Annotated in this window: 15 protein-coding genes and 1 pseudogene; 8 read left to right on the top strand and 8 right to left on the bottom strand. The window is 58.2% G+C overall.

Features of this window, described 5'->3' with window-relative positions; genetic code table 11:
* Together AO068_RS28750 and AO068_RS08185 are read left to right on the top strand one after the other, a co-directional pair.
* Positions 1–1,491 (top strand): RHS repeat-associated core domain-containing protein (locus tag AO068_RS28750; RefSeq protein ID WP_161936579.1); only part of this gene is annotated, 1,491 nt, incomplete at its 5' end.
* Between the two features lie 155 nt (positions 1,492–1,646).
* Complete coding sequence (locus AO068_RS08185; protein ID WP_004666155.1) at positions 1,647–1,931, top strand: hypothetical protein; 285 nt, start codon at positions 1,647–1,649, stop codon at positions 1,929–1,931.
* 88 nt (positions 1,932–2,019) lie between these two features.
* On the opposite strand, the gene AO068_RS08180 is transcribed toward AO068_RS08185, so the two are convergent.
* Positions 2,020–3,543: a fumarate hydratase gene (locus tag AO068_RS08180; protein ID WP_058408086.1), complete on the bottom strand. Its 1,524-nt coding sequence runs from the start codon at positions 3,541–3,543 to the stop codon at positions 2,020–2,022.
* Between the two features lie 179 nt (positions 3,544–3,722).
* On the opposite strand from AO068_RS08180, the gene AO068_RS08175 reads away from it, so the two are divergent.
* On the top strand, positions 3,723–4,661 hold the full coding sequence (locus AO068_RS08175) for an iron-sulfur-binding ferredoxin reductase (RefSeq protein ID WP_058408085.1): 939 nt from the start codon (positions 3,723–3,725) through the stop codon (positions 4,659–4,661).
* Positions 4,662–4,781: 120 nt separating this feature from the next.
* Here the strand turns inward: AO068_RS08175 and pyk are convergent, their stop codons facing one another.
* Positions 4,782–6,233 (bottom strand): pyruvate kinase, encoded by a 1,452-nt coding sequence (pyk, locus tag AO068_RS08170; RefSeq protein WP_002554985.1) that lies wholly within the window; start codon positions 6,231–6,233, stop codon positions 4,782–4,784.
* Positions 6,234–6,409: 176 nt separating this feature from the next.
* On the opposite strand from pyk, the gene AO068_RS08165 reads away from it, so the two are divergent.
* On the top strand, positions 6,410–6,805 hold the full coding sequence (locus AO068_RS08165; RefSeq protein WP_002554984.1) for a tetratricopeptide repeat protein: 396 nt from the start codon (positions 6,410–6,412) through the stop codon (positions 6,803–6,805).
* Between the two features lie 193 nt (positions 6,806–6,998).
* Positions 6,999–7,358 carry a PilZ domain-containing protein gene (locus AO068_RS08160; protein WP_058400758.1) on the top strand — a complete coding sequence of 120 codons (360 nt, stop codon included), beginning with the start codon at positions 6,999–7,001 and terminating at the stop codon, positions 7,356–7,358.
* A 28-nt stretch (positions 7,359–7,386) separates the two neighbouring features.
* On the opposite strand, the gene AO068_RS08155 is transcribed toward AO068_RS08160, so the two are convergent.
* On the bottom strand, positions 7,387–8,730 hold the full coding sequence (locus AO068_RS08155; RefSeq protein ID WP_058408084.1) for a DUF58 domain-containing protein: 1,344 nt from the start codon (positions 8,728–8,730) through the stop codon (positions 7,387–7,389).
* On the bottom strand, positions 8,727–9,785 hold the full coding sequence (locus AO068_RS08150) for an AAA family ATPase (protein ID WP_058408083.1): 1,059 nt from the start codon (positions 9,783–9,785) through the stop codon (positions 8,727–8,729). The genes AO068_RS08155 and AO068_RS08150 overlap by 4 nt, the downstream gene beginning before the upstream one ends.
* A gap of 422 nt (positions 9,786–10,207) precedes the next feature.
* On the opposite strand from AO068_RS08150, the gene AO068_RS08145 reads away from it, so the two are divergent.
* The 3 genes and pseudogenes from AO068_RS08145 to AO068_RS08140 all read left to right on the top strand — a co-directional run bounded on the left by AO068_RS08145 (position 10,208) and on the right by AO068_RS08140 (position 12,891).
* Positions 10,208–10,852: a haloacid dehalogenase type II gene (locus AO068_RS08145; RefSeq protein WP_058408092.1), complete on the top strand. Its 645-nt coding sequence runs from the start codon at positions 10,208–10,210 to the stop codon at positions 10,850–10,852.
* Positions 10,840–10,974: pseudogene (locus tag AO068_RS29210) on the top strand (D-amino-acid oxidase); the annotation flags it as partial. The gene AO068_RS08145 and the pseudogene AO068_RS29210, both read left to right, overlap by 13 nt.
* A 531-nt stretch (positions 10,975–11,505) precedes the next feature.
* On the top strand, positions 11,506–12,891 hold the full coding sequence (locus AO068_RS08140; RefSeq protein ID WP_058400762.1) for a GntP family permease: 1,386 nt from the start codon (positions 11,506–11,508) through the stop codon (positions 12,889–12,891).
* 120 nt (positions 12,892–13,011) lie between these two features.
* Here the strand turns inward: AO068_RS08140 and AO068_RS08135 are convergent, their stop codons facing one another.
* The 4 genes from AO068_RS08135 to AO068_RS08120 are packed head-to-tail and all read right to left on the bottom strand — an operon-like array spanning position 13,012 to position 17,504.
* The gene (locus AO068_RS08135) at positions 13,012–14,229 is read right to left on the bottom strand and encodes a DUF4350 domain-containing protein (RefSeq protein ID WP_058408082.1); all 1,218 of its coding nucleotides are present in this window, start codon (positions 14,227–14,229) and stop codon (positions 13,012–13,014) included.
* A complete protein-coding gene (locus tag AO068_RS08130; RefSeq protein ID WP_058408081.1) occupies positions 14,226–15,815 on the bottom strand; it encodes a DUF4129 domain-containing protein in 1,590 nt (529 codons plus the stop codon). Before AO068_RS08130 ends, AO068_RS08135 begins: the two co-directional genes overlap by 4 nt.
* Positions 15,802–16,782: a stage II sporulation protein M gene (locus tag AO068_RS08125; RefSeq protein WP_058408091.1), complete on the bottom strand. Its 981-nt coding sequence runs from the start codon at positions 16,780–16,782 to the stop codon at positions 15,802–15,804. The genes AO068_RS08130 and AO068_RS08125 overlap by 14 nt, the downstream gene beginning before the upstream one ends.
* Positions 16,779–17,504 carry an RDD family protein gene (locus AO068_RS08120; RefSeq protein WP_058400766.1) on the bottom strand — a complete coding sequence of 242 codons (726 nt, stop codon included), beginning with the start codon at positions 17,502–17,504 and terminating at the stop codon, positions 16,779–16,781. The genes AO068_RS08125 and AO068_RS08120 overlap by 4 nt, the downstream gene beginning before the upstream one ends.
* Positions 17,505–17,656: the final 152 nt, after the last annotated feature.

Raw genomic sequence — 17,656 nt, 5'->3', positions numbered from 1 at the left:
GTGCGCGGGCAGGCCATGGGCTGGGATGTGCGTAATCAGTTGCAGCACATCACCACTGTGCAACGCAGGGACGGGCCGAATGATGACGAGCGCTATGTCTATGACGGCCAGGGTCAACGCTGCCGAAAAATCAGCACTGCGCAGGCATCAGGTCGCACGCTGACTAACGAAGTGCGTTACCTGCCGGGACTGGAAATTCGCACCACAGCCGATGGCGAAATCCTTCATGTCGTTACGGTTCAGGCCGGTCGCAACAGCGTGCGGGTGTTGCACTGGGAAGCCGGTAAACCGGACGGCATCGCAAATAATCAGGTTCGTTACAGCCTGGGTGATCACTTGGGATCGAGCACGCTGGAACTGGATCATCAAGGCGGTCTTATCAGTCAGGAAAGCTACTACCCGTTTGGCGGCACGGCCTGGTGGGCGGCGCGCAGTGCAGTGGAAGCGAAGTACAAGACGGTGCGTTATTCGGGCAAGGAGCACGACGCGAGTGGGCTTTATTACTATGGGTTCAGGTATTACGCGCCGTGGTTGCAACGCTGGATCAATCCGGACCCGGCGGGGGATGTGGATGGGTTGAATTTTTATGCAATGGTTCGGAATAATCCGACAGCTTACACAGATCCTTATGGACTGACCGGGGAATATCGTGGGCGGAGAGACAGTGTAGAGCGTGATGTATTATTTGACACCGGCATCCTCGCGCGAGGTAGAAGCGAAATATCGAAGCTTCCAAAAACTGAACCTGATCATTTGAACCGCGCGTTCAAACTCGCTTACTCTGCATGGAGTGAAAGTTCAAAAACCCTCGCAGCACCGGCGATAGCGCAACTGCCTGAGCTATTGATGAGTTACGTGTTGGGGGACGGCGCCAAGGAGAGGCGTGGCGAACTGGCTGAAACATACAGTACAACGGCTTGCATGCTGAAAGACTACAATGAAGGTGGGGGGCATTACAATCAGATAGCCATAATGAAAAACTATTCGGGGACGGATGCATTTATTGATCTTGAGGATCAGCATAAACGCATTTTCATGGTCGAGGATCTTTTAAACGTCCACGTTGCGGGTACATCAATCACGCTTGGGCATGAAGTTTCTCACACAGTTCTCAATAACAAAATTCTTGATTTCGGGTATCTGGCAGCGGGTCTCCGGGACGAAAAAGCGGCAGCGATCAGTGAGGACAGCTACATACAGCACCTTGAAGGCGGGCTTAATTCAGCGATGGAGTATTCTTACGGGCGTAAGAACGCCCACATGTTCAGAAGTGTCGAGCGGATGATAGGAAAGAATGTATTGAGTACCGAGAGGGCCCTGAGACTCTTCGAGGTCAAGAGCATGCAGGACATGAAAATCGAGCGTTTGAGCGACCCCGCAGTGCGGACCAACTTGTTGATGAACAATGCAGACAGCTTGGCGATGTTAAGTATTATGCTTGCGGAATCGACGGTAAAAAGCAGTCTCAGACGCTGGGGAAAGTTGTTCTGATATGAGGTGACTGGCTACCCGTGCTATGGGAGGCTGGCATGGGGGCGGCTAAAGGCTTTCTTGCTGTACTACGACCGCCAGACTATCGCTGATTTTTTTCTGCCGGAAACAAGGTGTTTACCAAACCTTCATGGATGAAGATGATGAGTGCGAGCATGAATAACCTTGCCTCAGCCTGTAATGTATTTCCGCTGATACGTGATATGCGTGCAGATACATGGGAAGCGCTCAACGAAAACATGAGTGGCCAGGAAATTACCGTGCCAATCTCTGGGTCCTCCAACTATATCGAGTGGCAGTCGCATGCGCCCGTAAAATGGCGAGATATGAAGTTTTTGAAGTTCGAGAAGTTCTCTGAACTGGACACAGCAAGGTCGGATCCTTCAACTGTAGCTTTTTTCAAAAAAAATGCCATTCCAGTGCGTCTTTATTCGATTTAGTTGTGGGTGATCGCGTGGGGTAAGGCGCTGCACTCCGAAGCTAATGCAGCAAGCCCGACCTGTTTTCCGGGCTTGCTGCCATCGTTACTTACTGCACTTCCACCGCCAGACTGTCGCTGATCTTCTTCTGCCAGATCTGCGGGCCGGTGATGTGTACGGATTCACCCGTGCTGTCCACCGCAACGGTCACCGGCATGTCTTTGACCTCGAACTCGTAGATCGCTTCCATGCCCAGTTCGGCGAAGGCCACGACTCGGGATTTCTTGATCGCCTGAGCCACCAAGTACGCAGCGCCGCCGACGGCCATCAGGTACACGGCTTTGTGGTCGCGGATTGCGTCGATGGCGGTCGGGCCGCGTTCGGATTTGCCGATCATGCCCAGCAGGCCGGTCTGGTCGAGGATCTGGCGGGTGAACTTATCCATCCGCGTGGCCGTGGTCGGGCCTGCCGGGCCAACGACTTCTTCGCGTACCGGATCAACCGGGCCGACGTAGTAGATGAAACGACCCTTGAGGTCGACCGGCAGGGTTTCGCCCTTGTTGAGCATTTCGACCATGCGCTTGTGCGCGGCGTCGCGGCCGGTAAGCATCTTGCCGTTGAGCAGCACGGTTTCGCCCGGCTTCCAGCTTTGCACTTCTTCCGGGGTCAGGGTGTCGAGGTTGACTCGGCGGGCCGATGGGCCAGCTTCCCAGACGATTTCCGGGTAGGCGTCCAGCGACGGCGCTTCCAGCGAGGCAGGGCCGCTGCCGTCGAGTACGAAGTGCGCGTGGCGGGTGGCCGCGCAGTTAGGGATCATGCACACCGGCAGCGACGCAGCATGGGTCGGGTAATCCATGATCTTGACGTCGAGCACGGTGGTCAGACCGCCCAGGCCCTGAGCGCCTATGCCCAGCTGGTTGACCTTTTCGAACAGTTCCAGACGCATCTCTTCGATGCGGTTCTGCGGGCCACGGGCCTTCAGCTCATGAATGTCGATGGACTCCATCAACACTTCCTTGGCCATGACCGCTGCCTTTTCCGCGGTGCCGCCGATGCCGATGCCGAGCATGCCCGGTGGGCACCAGCCTGCGCCCATGGTCGGAACGGTTTTCAGGACCCAGTCGACGATCGAATCGGACGGGTTGAGCATCGCCATCTTCGATTTGTTTTCCGAACCGCCGCCTTTCGCCGCGACGTCCACTTCCACGGTATTACCCGGAACGATGGAGTAGTGGATAACGGCCGGGGTATTGTCCTTGGTGTTCTTGCGAGCGCCTGCCGGGTCGGCGAGGATCGATGCACGCAGCACGTTTTCAGGCAGGTTGTAAGCGCGACGCACGCCTTCGTTGATCATGTCGTCCAGGCCCATGGTGGCGCCATCCCAGCGAACATCCATACCCACGCGTACGAAAACGGTGACGATGCCGGTGTCCTGGCAGATCGGGCGATGACCGGTCGCGCACATGCGCGAGTTGATCAGGATCTGGGCGATGGAGTCGCGAGCGGCAGGCGACTCCTCACGCAGATACGCCTCGTGCATGGCCTGGATGAAATCCACGGGGTGGTAGTAGGAAATGAACTGCAGTGCGTCTGCAACGCTCTGAATCAGGTCGTCTTGCTTGATCACGGTCATGCGGCGCGCTCCTCTGTAAGGACGGGAACATTCAATTACGCTATCGGCGGCAGTCTGGAACTGCGGCTTGAACCAGAGCTGTCAGGTTAGCCGTAGCGGGCGCAAAAAGGCGCGGCAGTATAACCCGCCCGACAGGCCAGTCTGTACAATCGCCGTTATTTTCTGCACAGGCCGCCTGAATGCCTCAATTGCATGTTGGTGAGCGTAGCTGGTCGGTGCCGTCGGCCAGCAATCTGCTCGACGCCCTGAACCATGCCGGTGTGCCGGTCCCCTATAGCTGTCGTGCCGGCAGTTGCCATGCGTGCCTGGTGCGCTGTGTCAAAGGCGAGCCTGATGACGCGTTGCCCGACGCGTTGCCCGCTGAAAAGCGCCAGCAGGGTTGGCGCCTCGCCTGCCAGTGCCGAGTGGTCGGTGACCTGGCTGTCGAGGTGTTTGACCCGCAGCGTGACGGCCTGCCTGCGACAGTAGTGGGCTGCGACTGGCTCTGCCCGACCGTGCTGCGTTTGCGTCTGGAACCCGCGCGACCTCTGCGCTATAGCGCCGGGCAACACCAGGTGTTGTGGACTGACAGCGGTGTTGCCAGGCCTTATTCGCTGGCGAGCCTTCCGGGCGAGGACCCGTTTCTGGAATTTCATATCGACTGCCACCAGCCCGGTGCCTTCCGCAACGTCGCCCGACAGCTGCGGGTCGGTGACACGTTGAGGCTCGGCGAACTGCGCGGCGGGGCCCTGCGCTATGACCCCGACTGGCAGGAAAAACCTTTGCTCTTGCTGGCTGCCGGTACCGGGCTCGGCCCGCTATGGGGCGTATTGCGTGAGGCGTTGCGTCAGGAGCATCAGGGCACCATCCGCCTGATTCATCTGGCCCATGACAGCCAGCAGCACTATCTGGCCAATGAGCTGCAAGCCCTGGCTGAGCGTTATCCACAGTTGCTTGTTCAACTGATTTCCGTGCAGGCGCTGGAGACGACCCTGGCCGAGCTGCGCCTGTTGTCGCGGCATGCGATGGCGTTGTTGTGTGGCAGTGCCGAGAGCGTGGAGATATTTGCCAAGCGGCTGTATCTGGCAGGTCTGCCGCGTAATCAATTGCTGGCGGATGTGTTTGTGGCGCGGGAATAAGGTGCATGTTAGTCACAGCTCTTGTTCGGCACGATTAATCACAAAGATTCGTCAGGCATACACAATGCAAAAAGGCCCCGACTCTTGCGAGACGGGGCCTTGGCTTGCAGCGTTCTGCTATCAGACCAATGGGTCGCCGACGTGCAGAATCTTCATGCCGTTGGTGCCACCGATAGTGTGGTAGCTGTCGCCCTTGGTGAGGATGACCCAGTCACCTTGCTCGACCAGACCACGCTTGAGCAGTTCGTCGACTGCGGCCTGGCTGACCTGACCCGGTGGCAGGGCTGCCGGGTCGAACGGCACGGTGTAGACGCCACGGAACATCGCTGCACGCGCTTGAGTACCACGGTGCGGAGAGAACGCGTAGATCGGCACCGAGGAGCGGATGCGCGACATGATCAGCGGGGTATAGCCGCTTTCGGTCAGTGCGATGATCGCCTTCACACCCGGGAAGTGGTTGGCGGTGTACATGGCCGCCAGCGCGATGCTTTCGTCACAACGGGTGAACGAGTGGCCGATACGGTGGCTGGAAGTCTTGCCGGTCGGGTGCTTTTCAGCGCCGATGCAGATACGCGCCATCGCCTGAACCGCTTCGATCGGGTAGGAGCCTGCAGCACTTTCCGCCGACAGCATGACGGCGTCGGTGTAGTCGAGCACGGCGTTGGCCACGTCGGACACTTCGGCACGCGTCGGCATCGGGCTTGAGATCATCGACTCCATCATCTGCGTGGCGACGATCACCGCCTTGTTGTGGCGACGTGCGTGCAGAATGATGCGTTTCTGTACGCCAACCAGCTCGGCATCACCGATTTCAACGCCCAGGTCGCCACGCGCAACCATGACAGCGTCACTGGCGCGAATCAGCTCATCGAGCACTTCGTCGTTGGCAACGGCTTCGGCGCGTTCGATCTTGGCGACCAGCCAGGCTGTACCGCCGGATTCGTCGCGCAACTGGCGAGCGTATTCCATGTCGGCGGCATCGCGCGGGAAGGAAACGGCCAGGTAGTCCAGGTCCATTTCGGCAGCGAGCTTGATGTCCTGCTTGTCTTTCTCGGTCAGTGCCGGAGCCGTCAGGCCACCGCCGCGACGGTTGATGCCCTTGTGATCGGACAGCGGACCGCCGATCAGCACGGTGCAATGCAGTTCGTCAGCCGTCTGGGTGTCGACGCGCATGACTACGCGACCGTCGTCGAGCAGCAGCTCGTCGCCTACGCCGCAATCCTTGACCAGATCCGGGTAGTCGATACCCACGATTTGCTGGTTGCCACTGGTCAGCGGATGAGCGGTGGAGAAGGTGAACTTGTCACCGACCTTCAGCTCGATTCGCTTGTCGGTGAACTTTGCGATACGGATTTTAGGACCCTGCAGGTCGCCCAGCAGAGCGACGAAGCGCCCGTGTCTGGCGGCGATTTCGCGGATCAGTTTGGCGCGTGCCTTGTGCTCATCCGGAGTACCGTGAGAGAAGTTCAGACGAGCAACGTCCAGACCCGAAAGGATCAGTTGTTCGATGACTTCCGGCGAGTTGCTGGCAGGGCCAAGTGTGGCGACGATTTTGGTGCGGCGAACGGTCATGCACAAACTCCTTAATTGAAGCGCAGCGAGAGGCTACTCCTGTCTGGGTCTTTAGTCATTGTTCCTTTGCACTACCGTGTTGCTGTCAGGGAGGGCAATCGGCTGACGGTCGGTGTGCGATTTACTTGAAGAAACAGGCTGTGACGCCGATACAGGGCAGAGAACAGGAGAGTCCCATGCGTATTGTAACGATTGTTGTATTACTGACTGCGCTCAGCGGTTGCACCCGCTGGGCGATGAATTCCAACCTCGATCACGCTTACCGTGCCTATCAGGAAGGTGATTGTGACCGGGTCATGCTGGATCTTTCCAAGGTGGAGCGTCAAAGCCGTTCGCGCCGCTATGTTCAGCCGGAAGTGTCGATGCTGCGTGGCCAGTGCCTGGAGCGGCAGAAACTGTATGTCGATGCTGCTCAGACCTATCAATTTCTGATGACTCAGTATCCAGAGAGCGAATATGCGTTCCGTGCACGGGCCAGGCTCGATACGCTTGCGCAAACCGGCCTCTACCCCAAGGCTCAGCCTGCCAGGCCGATCCCGGCACCTGTTCGAAACGCTCCTGTGTCAAAATAGTTACCCTCATTTGAATGGCAGGCGCCGTGTTCGGGTGGATTTTGAAAAATTCTGAGCTAGGCTGTGATCACATAGTGGACGAGCTGCAGAGCTCTAGGCCGAGGCGGTTATCGTGCAGTGCCTCGTTTTTGAAGTCCGCAGCCAGCGAACGGTGTTAAGTGATCGCAACAGTGGTCTTGGAAGGCAGCCTGCCATGTATAAAGAGCGGAAAATAGAACGGCACCAATTGCAGGATTACCTGCAGGTGTTCAATCGTCATACTGGCAAGCTGATGGGGTGTCTGGGGAATGTGTCCGGGGAAGGGCTGATGCTGATCAGCGAACTGCCCGTTCTGGTAGGGGCCAGGTTTGATCTGTGTCTGAAAATGCCGAATGGCACTGCCGGGCAATCAATAGATCTTAGCGCCAAGTGCCTCTGGAGCCACGAAGACGAGACGCCAGGCAGCTACGACTCCGGTTTCGAGTTGTCTCAGGTCTCGACAGAATATCTGGCGTTCGTCCAGCTCTTGCGGGAGTATTTCTGTTTCTACCCCTTTTATGAAGCCTCAGCCTGAGTCAGCTGGCTGACTCGCAAGGTTTCGCTTATAGCGTACCTGCCTTTTTCCAGCTCAGATAACGGCTGACCAGCTGCGGCCCCAGCTCCCTTGGTCGAGCATCCATTATTGCAATGCCTTGAGCACTCAAGCGGTCGTGCAGCGAAGCGCGAGCGTTGAGGAAATTCAGGGTCCCGCAATAATCCAGCGCTTGATCATAGGTGTGTACGGGGGCCTGACGCAGACTGTCGAGCACTTCCTCCCTGAGGCTGGCAATCAGCACCCGATGCTGCTTACCTAGCTGTCTTGCAGCAGCCACCAGCTCCTCATCGTCTTCATCGCGCAGGTTGGTGATCAGTACCACCAGTGAACGTCTTTTATGGCGCACCATCAATTGGCGAACGGCGGCGCTGTAGTCAGCGGGTCGCCGGGTGGTTTGCAGGTCATAGACCGAGTTGAGCAACAGGTTGAGCTGCCCCGGCCCTTTTACGGGGTCCAGATAGCGGTCCTGCTCACCCGCAAACGTTGCAAGGCCAACCGAGTCACCCTGGCGCAGTGCGACATAACTCAATAGCAGGCAGGCATTCAGCGCGTGATCGAAGTGAGACAAATCACCGTCCTGGCTGCGCATTCGACGTCCGCAATCGAGCATGAAAACGATCTGTTGATCCCGCTCGTCCTGATACTCGCGAGCAATGGGGGAGCGCTGGCGGGCGGTAGCTTTCCAGTCTATCTGGCGCAAGCTGTCGCCTTCACGAAACTCGCGCAACTGATTGAATTCCATTCCTGCCCCGCGACGTTGCAACTGGCGCACCCCCAGTTGGCTCAGCCAGTTGTCCACCGCCAGCAGTTGCCCACCGTAAAGCCGGGCGAAGTCCGGGTAGACGCGGGTCGTGCTGTGTACCGGAAGATAGCGGCGTGCCGTCCACAAACCCAAAGGCCCCGGCAGGCTGATTTCGCACTGCTCAAAAGTAAAATGGCCACGGCTTGAGGGGCGCAGACGGTAACCGATGCTGCCTTTGCCGCGCGCAGGCAGGATGATGGACTGCGGCAGGTTTTCATGTTCCAGGCCATGCGGCACATGATCGAACACCTGCAAGGTGACTGGCTTGACACCGTTGTGTTGCAGGTCGAGCCGCGCCTCGTTCCAGCGGTCCAGCGCCAGGCTGCCCGCAAGCTCGCGCTGCACGCGTGGCGAGGGACGCCTGAACAGCCAGAATGCATCAAGCAGGCTGATACCCGCGAAAGCCAGCAACGCTGCCCGATAAAGCTCGTCGATTTTTGCCGGATACTCGATGCCCAGCGCATGGAGCGTTCCTGTCAGCAACGCAACGCACATGAACCCACCGAGCCAGCGCAGCATCGGAACCGACGGTTTCAGAACCTGATTCACAGGCGCGGTGCCGAGACCTGGTCAAGGATCTGCCGAAGCACCTGATCCACTGAAAGGCCCTCGATGTCCAGTTCCGGTGATAGCCTGACCCTATGTCGCAACACAGCCAGCGCGCAGCCCTTGATATCGTCCGGAGTAACGAACTCACCGCCGCGCAACAATGCTCTGGCCCGCCCGCCACGCACCAGTGCAATTGAAGCGCGCGGCCCTGCGCCCTGGCTAAGACCTGGCCAGGTGCGCGTACTGCGCGCCACGCGCACGGCGTAGTCCAGCACCTGCTCATCAATGGGCAGCTCGCTGGCAATGCGTTGCAGTGCCTGAACCTCCCGAGCCTGCATGATGACCCGCAGCGGCCGCACATCCAGCATGTCGGCACGGGTCGAGCGGGTGACCTGGCGCACCATGTTCAGCTCTTCCAGCGCTTCGGGATAGCCCATGCGCAGCTTGAGCATGAAACGATCCAGTTCGGCTTCCGGCAGTGGGTAAGTGCCTTCCTGTTCGATGGGGTTCTGGGTTGCCAGCACCATGAACGGCTGCGGGATGGACAGCGCCCGACCTTCGAGAGTTACTTGCCGCTCCTGCATGGCTTCGAGCAGCGCGGCCTGAGTCTTGGCCGGTGCCCTGTTTATTTCGTCGGCCAGCAGCAGGTTGGTGAACAGCGGCCCCTTGCGCAGCTTGAACTGCTCGGTCTGCATGTCGTACACAGCATGGCCGGTGACATCGCTGGGCATCAGGTCCGGCGTAAATTGAATGCGCGCGAACTCACAGCCTATGCAACTGGCAAGCGCCCTTACCAGCAATGTCTTGCCCAGCCCCGGTACGCCTTCCAGCAGCACATGCCCGCCGCCGATAAGGGCGGTCAGCACGTCCTCGATCACTGTGTTTTGGCCAATCACAGCCTTTTGCAGCTCGTTACGCAACGCCTGAGCCAGCTGGCTGGCGCGTTGTCGCTGCTGCAACTGATTGCTTGCAGCGTTTGCCGGGCTGGCCGGTTCGGTGGCGGGGTCGATAAATGGCTTGGTGCTGCCTGATGTTTCGGGCGTTTGCTCGCTCACGATTTCTGGAGCGTTACTAACTGTTATATTAGATTTATCGTCCATAAATCAATTACTTACCTGATTTGGCTTTTCGTAATTTTTGTGCGCAGCGACTGAGTGTTTCTTCTCTTGCCGAGCATTATTTCCATGGTAACCGCTCAGGGCATGCGGCGTATTGGTGCATGCGATTCAATTGCGCTGACATAGCTGCCGTCTGCACCACAGGTAGAAATCTGCGCAAGGATGCCTTTTCTGCCTGGAAGGCAGGTGCGTTTGCGTGCCAGTTACGAAAGACAGCAATCGGCGAGGGTCGGGCACTCACAGGCAGTGCCTCTCCGGCTTTATTCAGGAGCAGCGTCGCTCAAAATTGGCTCTTAGCAACTTGGTGCTCAAATCCTCCCAATGCTCGACAAAAGCAGTGCTTTCTTCGTCCCAAGTACATCACCTTAGACTGCTACGACACCTTGACCAACTTCAAGACGGCGGCCCTGACGCGCGAGCTGTTCGCCGATCGCATCGGCCCCGAGCGCATGGAGCAATTCATCAAGGATTTCGCTGCGTATCGTCTGGACCAGGTCATGGGCGACTGGCGGCCTTACGATGAAATTCTCAAAACCGCGCTGGCGCGAACATGCAAGCGATGGGGCATCGAATACTGCGATGAAGGCCAGACCTACTACGACGCGGTGCCGACCTGGGGGCCGCACCCGGATGTACCGGCGGGCCTGGCAAAAATCGCCGACAAGATTCCACTGGTAATTTTCTCTAACGCCATGGACGAACAAATCATGTCCAACGTCAACAAGCTCGGAGCGCCGTTCCACAAAGTGTTCACCGCCCAACAGGCTCAAGCCTATAAACCGCGCCTGGCAGCGTTTGAGTTCATGCTCGATAGCCTTGGCTGCGCGCCTGAGGATGTGCTGCACGTATCTTCAAGCTTCCGTTATGACTTGATGTCGGCCCATGACATGAAGATCAAGCACAAAGCCTTCGTCGCCCGCGGCCATGAACAGCCGGCGGATGTCGCCTTTGGCTACCACCAGATCCCCGACATTGGCGGATTGCCAGGATTGGTCGGTCTTTAAGCCCCGGCGCGGGTCACTTGATTGCCGATATCGTCAGCGGCGCACCCCCGATAGTCGATCCGCGACCTTATAACCCGGACCGATTCCGGAAATCAGCCTGGAGTAAAGTGGCGGACTTCTGATCGACTGCATTGCTCCATAGATCAGCTGGCGTCCCTGAGCACAGCTTGCATCTGCCCTCTAGCTGCAGTTACGACCTGATCTTGCTTATGAAAGAAGATCAGTCTTGACAAGTTTTTGTCATTGGGGAAATACTTTGCCGCGATTCATATATATGACTATATAACAAGGCGAATAGGTCAATGAATGCTCTGTCCAACGATGCCCGTTTGCCGCTGTATCAACGTCTTCATGACCAGTTGGCCCAGCAGATTGCAGCCAATCACTGGCACCCTGGCCCGTGACTACGCCGACACCCCGCTAGAGTGGCGTCGCTCCCATGCCCATTCCCATATTGGCCTCCTGACTGAACTACCTGACCGCAGTGACATGGCAGCAGGCTGCGAAGTGTTTGCCTTTCCTGAAACGGGTGTTGCACGTGAAGGCACCCATACGCTGTCTGGCTTTTCGCGTGCTTCGTCGAGCGTTATGTCTCGAACCGGTTTTTCAAATGCTGAGTGCAGCCTCAGCGCCAGCCCAACTGAGATATTTTCATGACTAGCATAGATATACAGCTTCTAATGACCGCGCTTGTAAGCGTCGTGGTGTTGGTGGCACTGATCGTGTCGCGCCTCAAGATGCACCCGCTTTTGGCCCTGATGGTAGTTTCTGTTGGTGTGGGTTTTGCCACCCAAATGCAGCCAGAAAGCATTGTCGCTCACTTGATCGCCGGTGCCGGAAAGACACTAGGGGCCGTTGGGATTGTAATCGCGCTTGGCGCAATGCTAGGCAAAATCCTGGCTGATGCTGGCGTCACGGAGCAGCTGGCCGAGGTCATCCTCAAGCGCACCCCGGATCGCCTGATACCTTGGGCAATGATGATGGTTGCGTTTGTAGTTGGCATACCCATGTTTTTCGAGGTGGGTTTGGTAATTATGCTGCCGCTGATATTCAGTGTGGCGCGAAAGCTGGAAAGCCAGGCTCGCTTCAAAGGCTCGGCGTATGTGTATGTGGGTGTTCCAGTGATTTCGGCGCTCGCCGCCATGCATGGCATGGTACCGCCGCACCCTGGCCCGTTGACGGCCATCGCCGCACTCAAAACCTCAGTGGGGCCCACAATGCTCTACGGTTTTTTCGCGGCTATTCCAGCAATGATTTTGGGCGGTCCACTTTACGGCGCGTTCATTTCGAAGCGCATGAGCACCAGGCCTGATCAGGCATTACTTGATCAGTTCACTCTGGCCGAAAAAACCGACAATCAACCCCGCCCCGGCGTTTTGCTCGGCGTACTGGCAGCCTTGCTACCGGCGATCCTGATGCTGATCAATGCCGTCGCCGAGATGGTGCTACCCAAGGGCAATGCGATGCTGCAAATGGCCAGTTTCGTGGGCAACCCGCTGATATCCATGCTCTTAGGCGTGCTTTTCGCCGGCGCAAGCCTGGTACTGGCGCGCGGTGGCGACGCCGAAAAGGTGCGCGATTCGCTGGGTAAAAGCCTCAAGCCTATTGCCTCCATCATCATGATCATCGCAGGAGGCGGGGCATTTCAGGAGATGCTAACCAGTGCCAAGGTAGGCGATGCTATCGTGCACCTGACCCAGCAGTCTGCCTTCCCTCCGTTAATCCTGGGTTGGCTGATTGCGATGTTACTCTCGGTCTCCACTGGCTCCGCAACTGTGGGCATCGTAGGGGCTGCAGGCTTGCTGGCACCACTTGCGGGCGCTGATCCCACCCTTAACTTGCCCTTGCTGGCATTATCAATCGGCTGCGGTTCGCTGTTTTTCAATTATGCGAACCATGCAGGCTTCTGGATGGTAAAGGAGTCCTTTGGCATGACAATGGGAGAAGCGACGAAGACTATCTCGGTGGTTCAATCCATTGTGGCGGTGGTCGGATTGGTTGTGGTGTTGATCTTGAATGCGATTATTACAGTAAGTTGAGTCGGGATTCATTCGCCGCGCCGAAGCCTGCCCAAATGAGGTATCCAACACTACGTACCCACGAGCTTCTAAAGGTTTGATTTCAATATCGCAGATATCCAACGATTCGCCAGTGCAGGATCACAGGGCATTCCTGAGCGTTTGCAGGTGGGCTACCTGACGGGTGAATTCGCTGTGTGAGACGCGTTGCGGCGGGCGAGGGCGCAGGGCGTCGCTGATGGCGCTGGTGGGCTGCCGCGTCAGGCGCGAAAGCACCTGCCATTGTTCTGCGACAGCCAGCCGCTCGAAGCCTGGATGAAGCTGGCGGGCGCGGCGCAGGATGTCTTGTTGCAGGCTCTTTATCAGCGTTTGTTGCCCGCTGCGTCTGCGCAGGAACTCGGCGCTGGCACGCAGGTGCTCGGTCAGTTGGCGACGTGCAAGGGGGGCGGGCCGTCGCATCGGGCCTTCGCGCAGGCCGATGTGCCAGAGGCCCAGGCCAATCAGCAACGCCAGCGTCAGCAGTGCCTGAGGGTAGTTGCGCAGCAGCAGGGTCAGCAGGTTGTCGTGTTCGGTTTGCAGCACCAGGGTCACTTCACTGCCCTGGGTCAGATACCAGAGCAGCCAGGCATTATCATAGTTGCCGATCGAGCGGATTTTCCACAGGTTGGCGTCAGTCACAATCGTGATCAATCCGTTACCACGGTTTATTTGCAGCAGGTGTGTGGCATCGGCGCTGTTGGCCCACGACTGTGCATGGTCTTGCGGGTCTTCCAGATGGAACGCAGGATCGAAGCTCATGTATGCCGGGGCACTTTCGTTTTCCAGATACAAGCGGGTCAGTTCCGGCCAAGGCTCTTTTTTGCGTTTTGGCGAGGGGGTTATCAACGGGATGGGCAGCGGCTGCTGAGCGTCGCTCAGCTGTTGTTCCTGCGCATTGATGTCCGTAGTGAGGTATTGATGAACTTGCAACCTGTCCAGCAACAGATCGCCGCTGCGACCTTTTTTCTCATTCCAGAGTTGCTCGGCCACTACCAGCAGGTGCCCGCCCGCTTCGGCCCAGTTCAGCAGCCGTTCGGTTTGCGCAGGTGTCATGTCTTCCCGGTCATTGAGCAACAGCAGCGTCTGGGTGCTCTGACTCGGGTCGGGAAGCCGGGCCAGTGTGTCAGTGGTGTTTACCGTGATGGAGAGGCTACGCAGGAAGTGTTCGGCCGCAAGCCAGGGATTGGCCTTTGCCTGTGGCGAGGGGCCCTGATCCACGGTTTTCTCGTAGCGCTCCAGGTCACGGCTGAGGTAAAGCCCTGCGCCTGTCAGCAGTAAAAGGGCCAGTAGCCCGATCAGTATTCCGGTGCGGCGGCTCATGCCTGCACCGCCGGATTGAACAGGCGACGCCAGCCATCGCAAAGCTGCTGCCGGGCATGCGCCGGTGGCAGTCGATGCCCGTAGGCGAGGTTTTGCCAGTGCATGGTCAGGTCATGACTGAATTCACTGAGCAGCGGCTGGTTCAGCGCAGCGATATGCGCCAGTACCTGAGCTTCGGTATCGGCACTTTTCAACGGCAGTCGATAGTCGCTCAGCAAGCGACTGAGCAGTGCGCGGTACAACAGGCTCAGGGCTTCACGAGGCTGGCTGCTCCAGAGCTGCTCGGCCCGGCCCGCGACATCGTCAGGCAGGCTTTCGGCATTCACTTGCAGGCCCAGGAACTGCTGTGGATCCGGGCGGGCGGTTTTTGTTCTGCCGGGCGCCCGGCTTGCAAAGGTCTTGAACCAGTCTCTGTAATACCAGAGCACCAGCCCGGTCAGGCCGATAACCACGCCCCACAGCAGCACCTCAATCAGGCTGGCCATGGCGCTCGCGGCCCTAAGAAGCCGATTGAGCCAGGTAATCAGCCAGCCCTGGTCGTGGGTGTCCCGAACCACTGACTGGCTTTTCTGTTGTTCAGGGAAGTGCCAGCCTGTCTCGGTTTTGGGGTTCTTGAAGGGCGGCTGTTGCAGGATGCTGTGTATTTCGCTACGTGCCGCTTCGCTGGTCAGTGTCTGGCGGGTCAGGCGCGGCGTGTCCGGTGCTGCGAGGGTGGGGGGCGGTTCTGCCGCGCTGCTATCAGGCAGCGGGCAGCTGTAGCTCTGTTGTTCGGCCCAGACCGTGGCCGGTGCCGTCGAAAGCACCAGTCCGACACCGATCAACACTACATAGGCGCTGCCGATTAGGCGCTGACGCAGGCGTCTGAAAACCAGCTCTATATCCCACGCCTCAAGAACCGTTCGGCGATTGAGGTACAGGGTGAAGCCGCACGCAACGTAGATGGGTTCCCAGAGTACCAGCGCCAGTGCATAGAAGAGGTTGGTCAGGTGGTCGATCCACAGCCACTGGTTTTCAACGTCGAGCAGACTCATCCAGTGCCAGTCGATCTGGATCTGCTGCGGAATAAACGCGTAAAGCAGGATCAGCAGACCTACCCACAATGAGTATTCCAGGTGTGCGCCGACGATGGTGAGCAGCCGTGCGGCACGCAGGTCTTTCTGGCTGAGCAGGCTGATACGCAGGTCGCGTTCCGTGCCTGCCAGATGCTCCAGTTGCTGCACCGGCAACTGAAAGCTGCGACTCAGGCAGAGTCTTCGCCACAACAGGCTTGGCAACAGCTGGCTTTTCAAGGTCGCGGGCCACGCCTTGAGAGCTTGCCCGAGCGTAGGCGTTGCCCCGAACAGTGACTGCGACAGGATGAGCAGCGGCAAGCGTTCGAACGCAGGCTTGAGCCACCAGAACAGCAGAATGGCGGCCGTGGGGTAGTCCCATAGCAGTGCGCTGAGCAGGCAGAAAACGGGCAGGGTGACGATTGCCCAACTGCTCATCAGCAGACCGCGGTGCCGACCCGCGAGCAGCACGCCCAGGTCGATGGCTTCCCAAGGGGATCGAGGGCGTATGGCGACGTTTGACTCAGTCAGGCGCATGAGGTGTACGTCCTGCCAGGGTCAGATACGCAGCGACCAGCAGCCATAGGGCGGCACCTGCAAGGTACTTGAGCAGCGCTCCGGGCCAGGTCATCGATGACCAGTAAGCCTCGATGAATGCCGCAATCAGCAGAAACAGGATGACCCCGCCGATCAGTTGCACACTGGTTCTGGCCGCAACACGCAGCGCGGTACTGCGCGTCAGCCTTCCAGGGGCCAGCAAAGCCCATCCCAGCTTCAGACCCGCCGCCCCGGCCAGGGCGATGGCGGTCAGCTCGAAAGCACCGTGACCGATGACGAATGTCCAGAATGTCTGCCCGAAGCCGATGTCGGTCAGATGACCGGCAATTGCGCCTGTCATCAATCCATTGAACAGCAGAAAAAACAGGCTGCCCAGCCCGAACAGCAAACCGCTGGCGTAGGTTTGAAAGGCAATGCCGATATTGTTCATGATGTAGTAGCCGAACATCATCCAGTCCGCGTCGGAGGCTCTTTCGACGGGTTGTCCGATCCGGCTGGCCGATGGGTCATACATGCTCTGCATGTCGGCCAGTTGCTCAGGGCTGACGATGCTGTAGATCAGTTGCGGAAAACCGTAGACCAACAGCCCCATACCGATCAGGCTGCCGAAGAACAACAGGCTGGCGACCAGGACGAAACGCCACTCGGCGCGCACCAGTCGTGGAAAACCTCCGAGAACAAAGCCCAGCAGACGAGCGCCCATCGCACTGCGGTGTCGGTAAAGCTGTTGGTGGCCGCGCATGGCCAGTTGATGCAAGGGGTCGACCAGGTGGCTGCTGTAGCCACGCTCCTGTGCCAGCGCCAGGTGGTGGCAGACGCGTCGATAATCACCGGGGAATGTTTCGCAGGCATTGGCATCGGCCTTGCCGTTTTCCAGCGCATCAAGGCGCTGACCAAAGCGTTGCCACTCATCTTTATGGCGGGTTTCAAACAGGCTCTGCTTCATTTAGGCCCCAGCAGGTTGCGGGCGATGCCGTTTACATGAGCGACCGCTTTATCAGCGGGGATGTGCAAGGGTTCTGCAAGAATTGCCGCCAGCTCCCGGGTGCGGGCAATGGACAGTTCACCTTGTCGTTCCGCCAGACTGAGTACTGCCCGCTGTTCATCAAGATGCAGGGCGAACGGCACAATTACCGGTTCTGCCTCTGGCAGGGTGGGGCGCGTTACCGGCTGGTCGCTATAGATAACCAGCGTCCCGGCTGCGAGATCACCCAGTCGTTTGAACAATGGATGGCTCAGGCAACTGATTGCACCCAGCCCGTAGCCCAGCGGGAGCATGTCGACGAAACGCAGCAGGTTGCGTATCAACGACGCGGACCAGTCTATCGGCGTGCCGTCATCGTGCACCACCCGCAGGCCTAGTATCCGCTTTCCGGGAGTACGCCCCTGACTCAGCACTTCAAACAGCACCATGTACCACCAGTTGATCAGAAAAAACACGATGGCGGCCAGGCCCATGCCGAGCTTGTCAAACCACTGCAAGAGTAAAAAGAACACGCCGATGAGGGTTGCGCGAATGGCGAAGTCGATACCGAACGCCAATGCGCGGGAAACCAGTCCGGCAGGGCGAAGAACCATATCGATGCCTTCCGGCGTCTCGATTTCAATGCGGGTGTCCAGTGGCGTGGGCAGCGCTGCATTCCTTGGCGAAGCGGGAGGAGATGACATTGTCGGGAGGACGCGCCTGAAAACGAAAACTGATGCTAGCTATCGCAGCGGAGCTAAGCAACCGACCATTCAAGACGCGGGCTGTAAGAAAACATTTCCCGGTACGCCGGATATTACCCGATTAGGCAATGACACCTGTCACGCCCTACACT

The organism is Pseudomonas sp. ICMP 3272 (assembly GCF_001466905.1).
GTDB lineage: Bacteria > Pseudomonadota > Gammaproteobacteria > Pseudomonadales > Pseudomonadaceae > Aquipseudomonas > Aquipseudomonas amygdali.
The sequence above is the reverse complement of the archived record's forward strand: the minus strand, read 5'-3'. Positions and strand labels throughout refer to the sequence as shown.

Excerpts from the sequence above, each read along its gene's own strand:
- AO068_RS08120 (WP_058400766.1), bottom strand. The coding sequence starts at position 17,504 with ATGTCATCTCCTCCCGCTTCGCCAAGGAATGCAGCGCTGCCCACGCCA.
- AO068_RS08135 (WP_058408082.1), bottom strand. The coding sequence starts at position 14,229 with ATGAGCCGCCGCACCGGAATACTGATCGGGCTACTGGCCCTTTTACTG.
- AO068_RS08185 (WP_004666155.1), top strand. The coding sequence starts at position 1,647 with ATGAATAACCTTGCCTCAGCCTGTAATGTATTTCCGCTGATACGTGAT.
- AO068_RS08140 (WP_058400762.1), top strand. The coding sequence starts at position 11,506 with ATGACTAGCATAGATATACAGCTTCTAATGACCGCGCTTGTAAGCGTC.
- AO068_RS08175 (WP_058408085.1), top strand. The coding sequence starts at position 3,723 with ATGCCTCAATTGCATGTTGGTGAGCGTAGCTGGTCGGTGCCGTCGGCC.
- AO068_RS08160 (WP_058400758.1), top strand. The coding sequence starts at position 6,999 with ATGTATAAAGAGCGGAAAATAGAACGGCACCAATTGCAGGATTACCTG.
- AO068_RS08125 (WP_058408091.1), bottom strand. The coding sequence starts at position 16,782 with ATGAAGCAGAGCCTGTTTGAAACCCGCCATAAAGATGAGTGGCAACGC.
- AO068_RS08165 (WP_002554984.1), top strand. The coding sequence starts at position 6,410 with ATGCGTATTGTAACGATTGTTGTATTACTGACTGCGCTCAGCGGTTGC.
- pyk (WP_002554985.1), bottom strand. The coding sequence starts at position 6,233 with ATGACCGTTCGCCGCACCAAAATCGTCGCCACACTTGGCCCTGCCAGC.
- AO068_RS08180 (WP_058408086.1), bottom strand. The coding sequence starts at position 3,543 with ATGACCGTGATCAAGCAAGACGACCTGATTCAGAGCGTTGCAGACGCA.
- AO068_RS08130 (WP_058408081.1), bottom strand. The coding sequence starts at position 15,815 with ATGCGCCTGACTGAGTCAAACGTCGCCATACGCCCTCGATCCCCTTGG.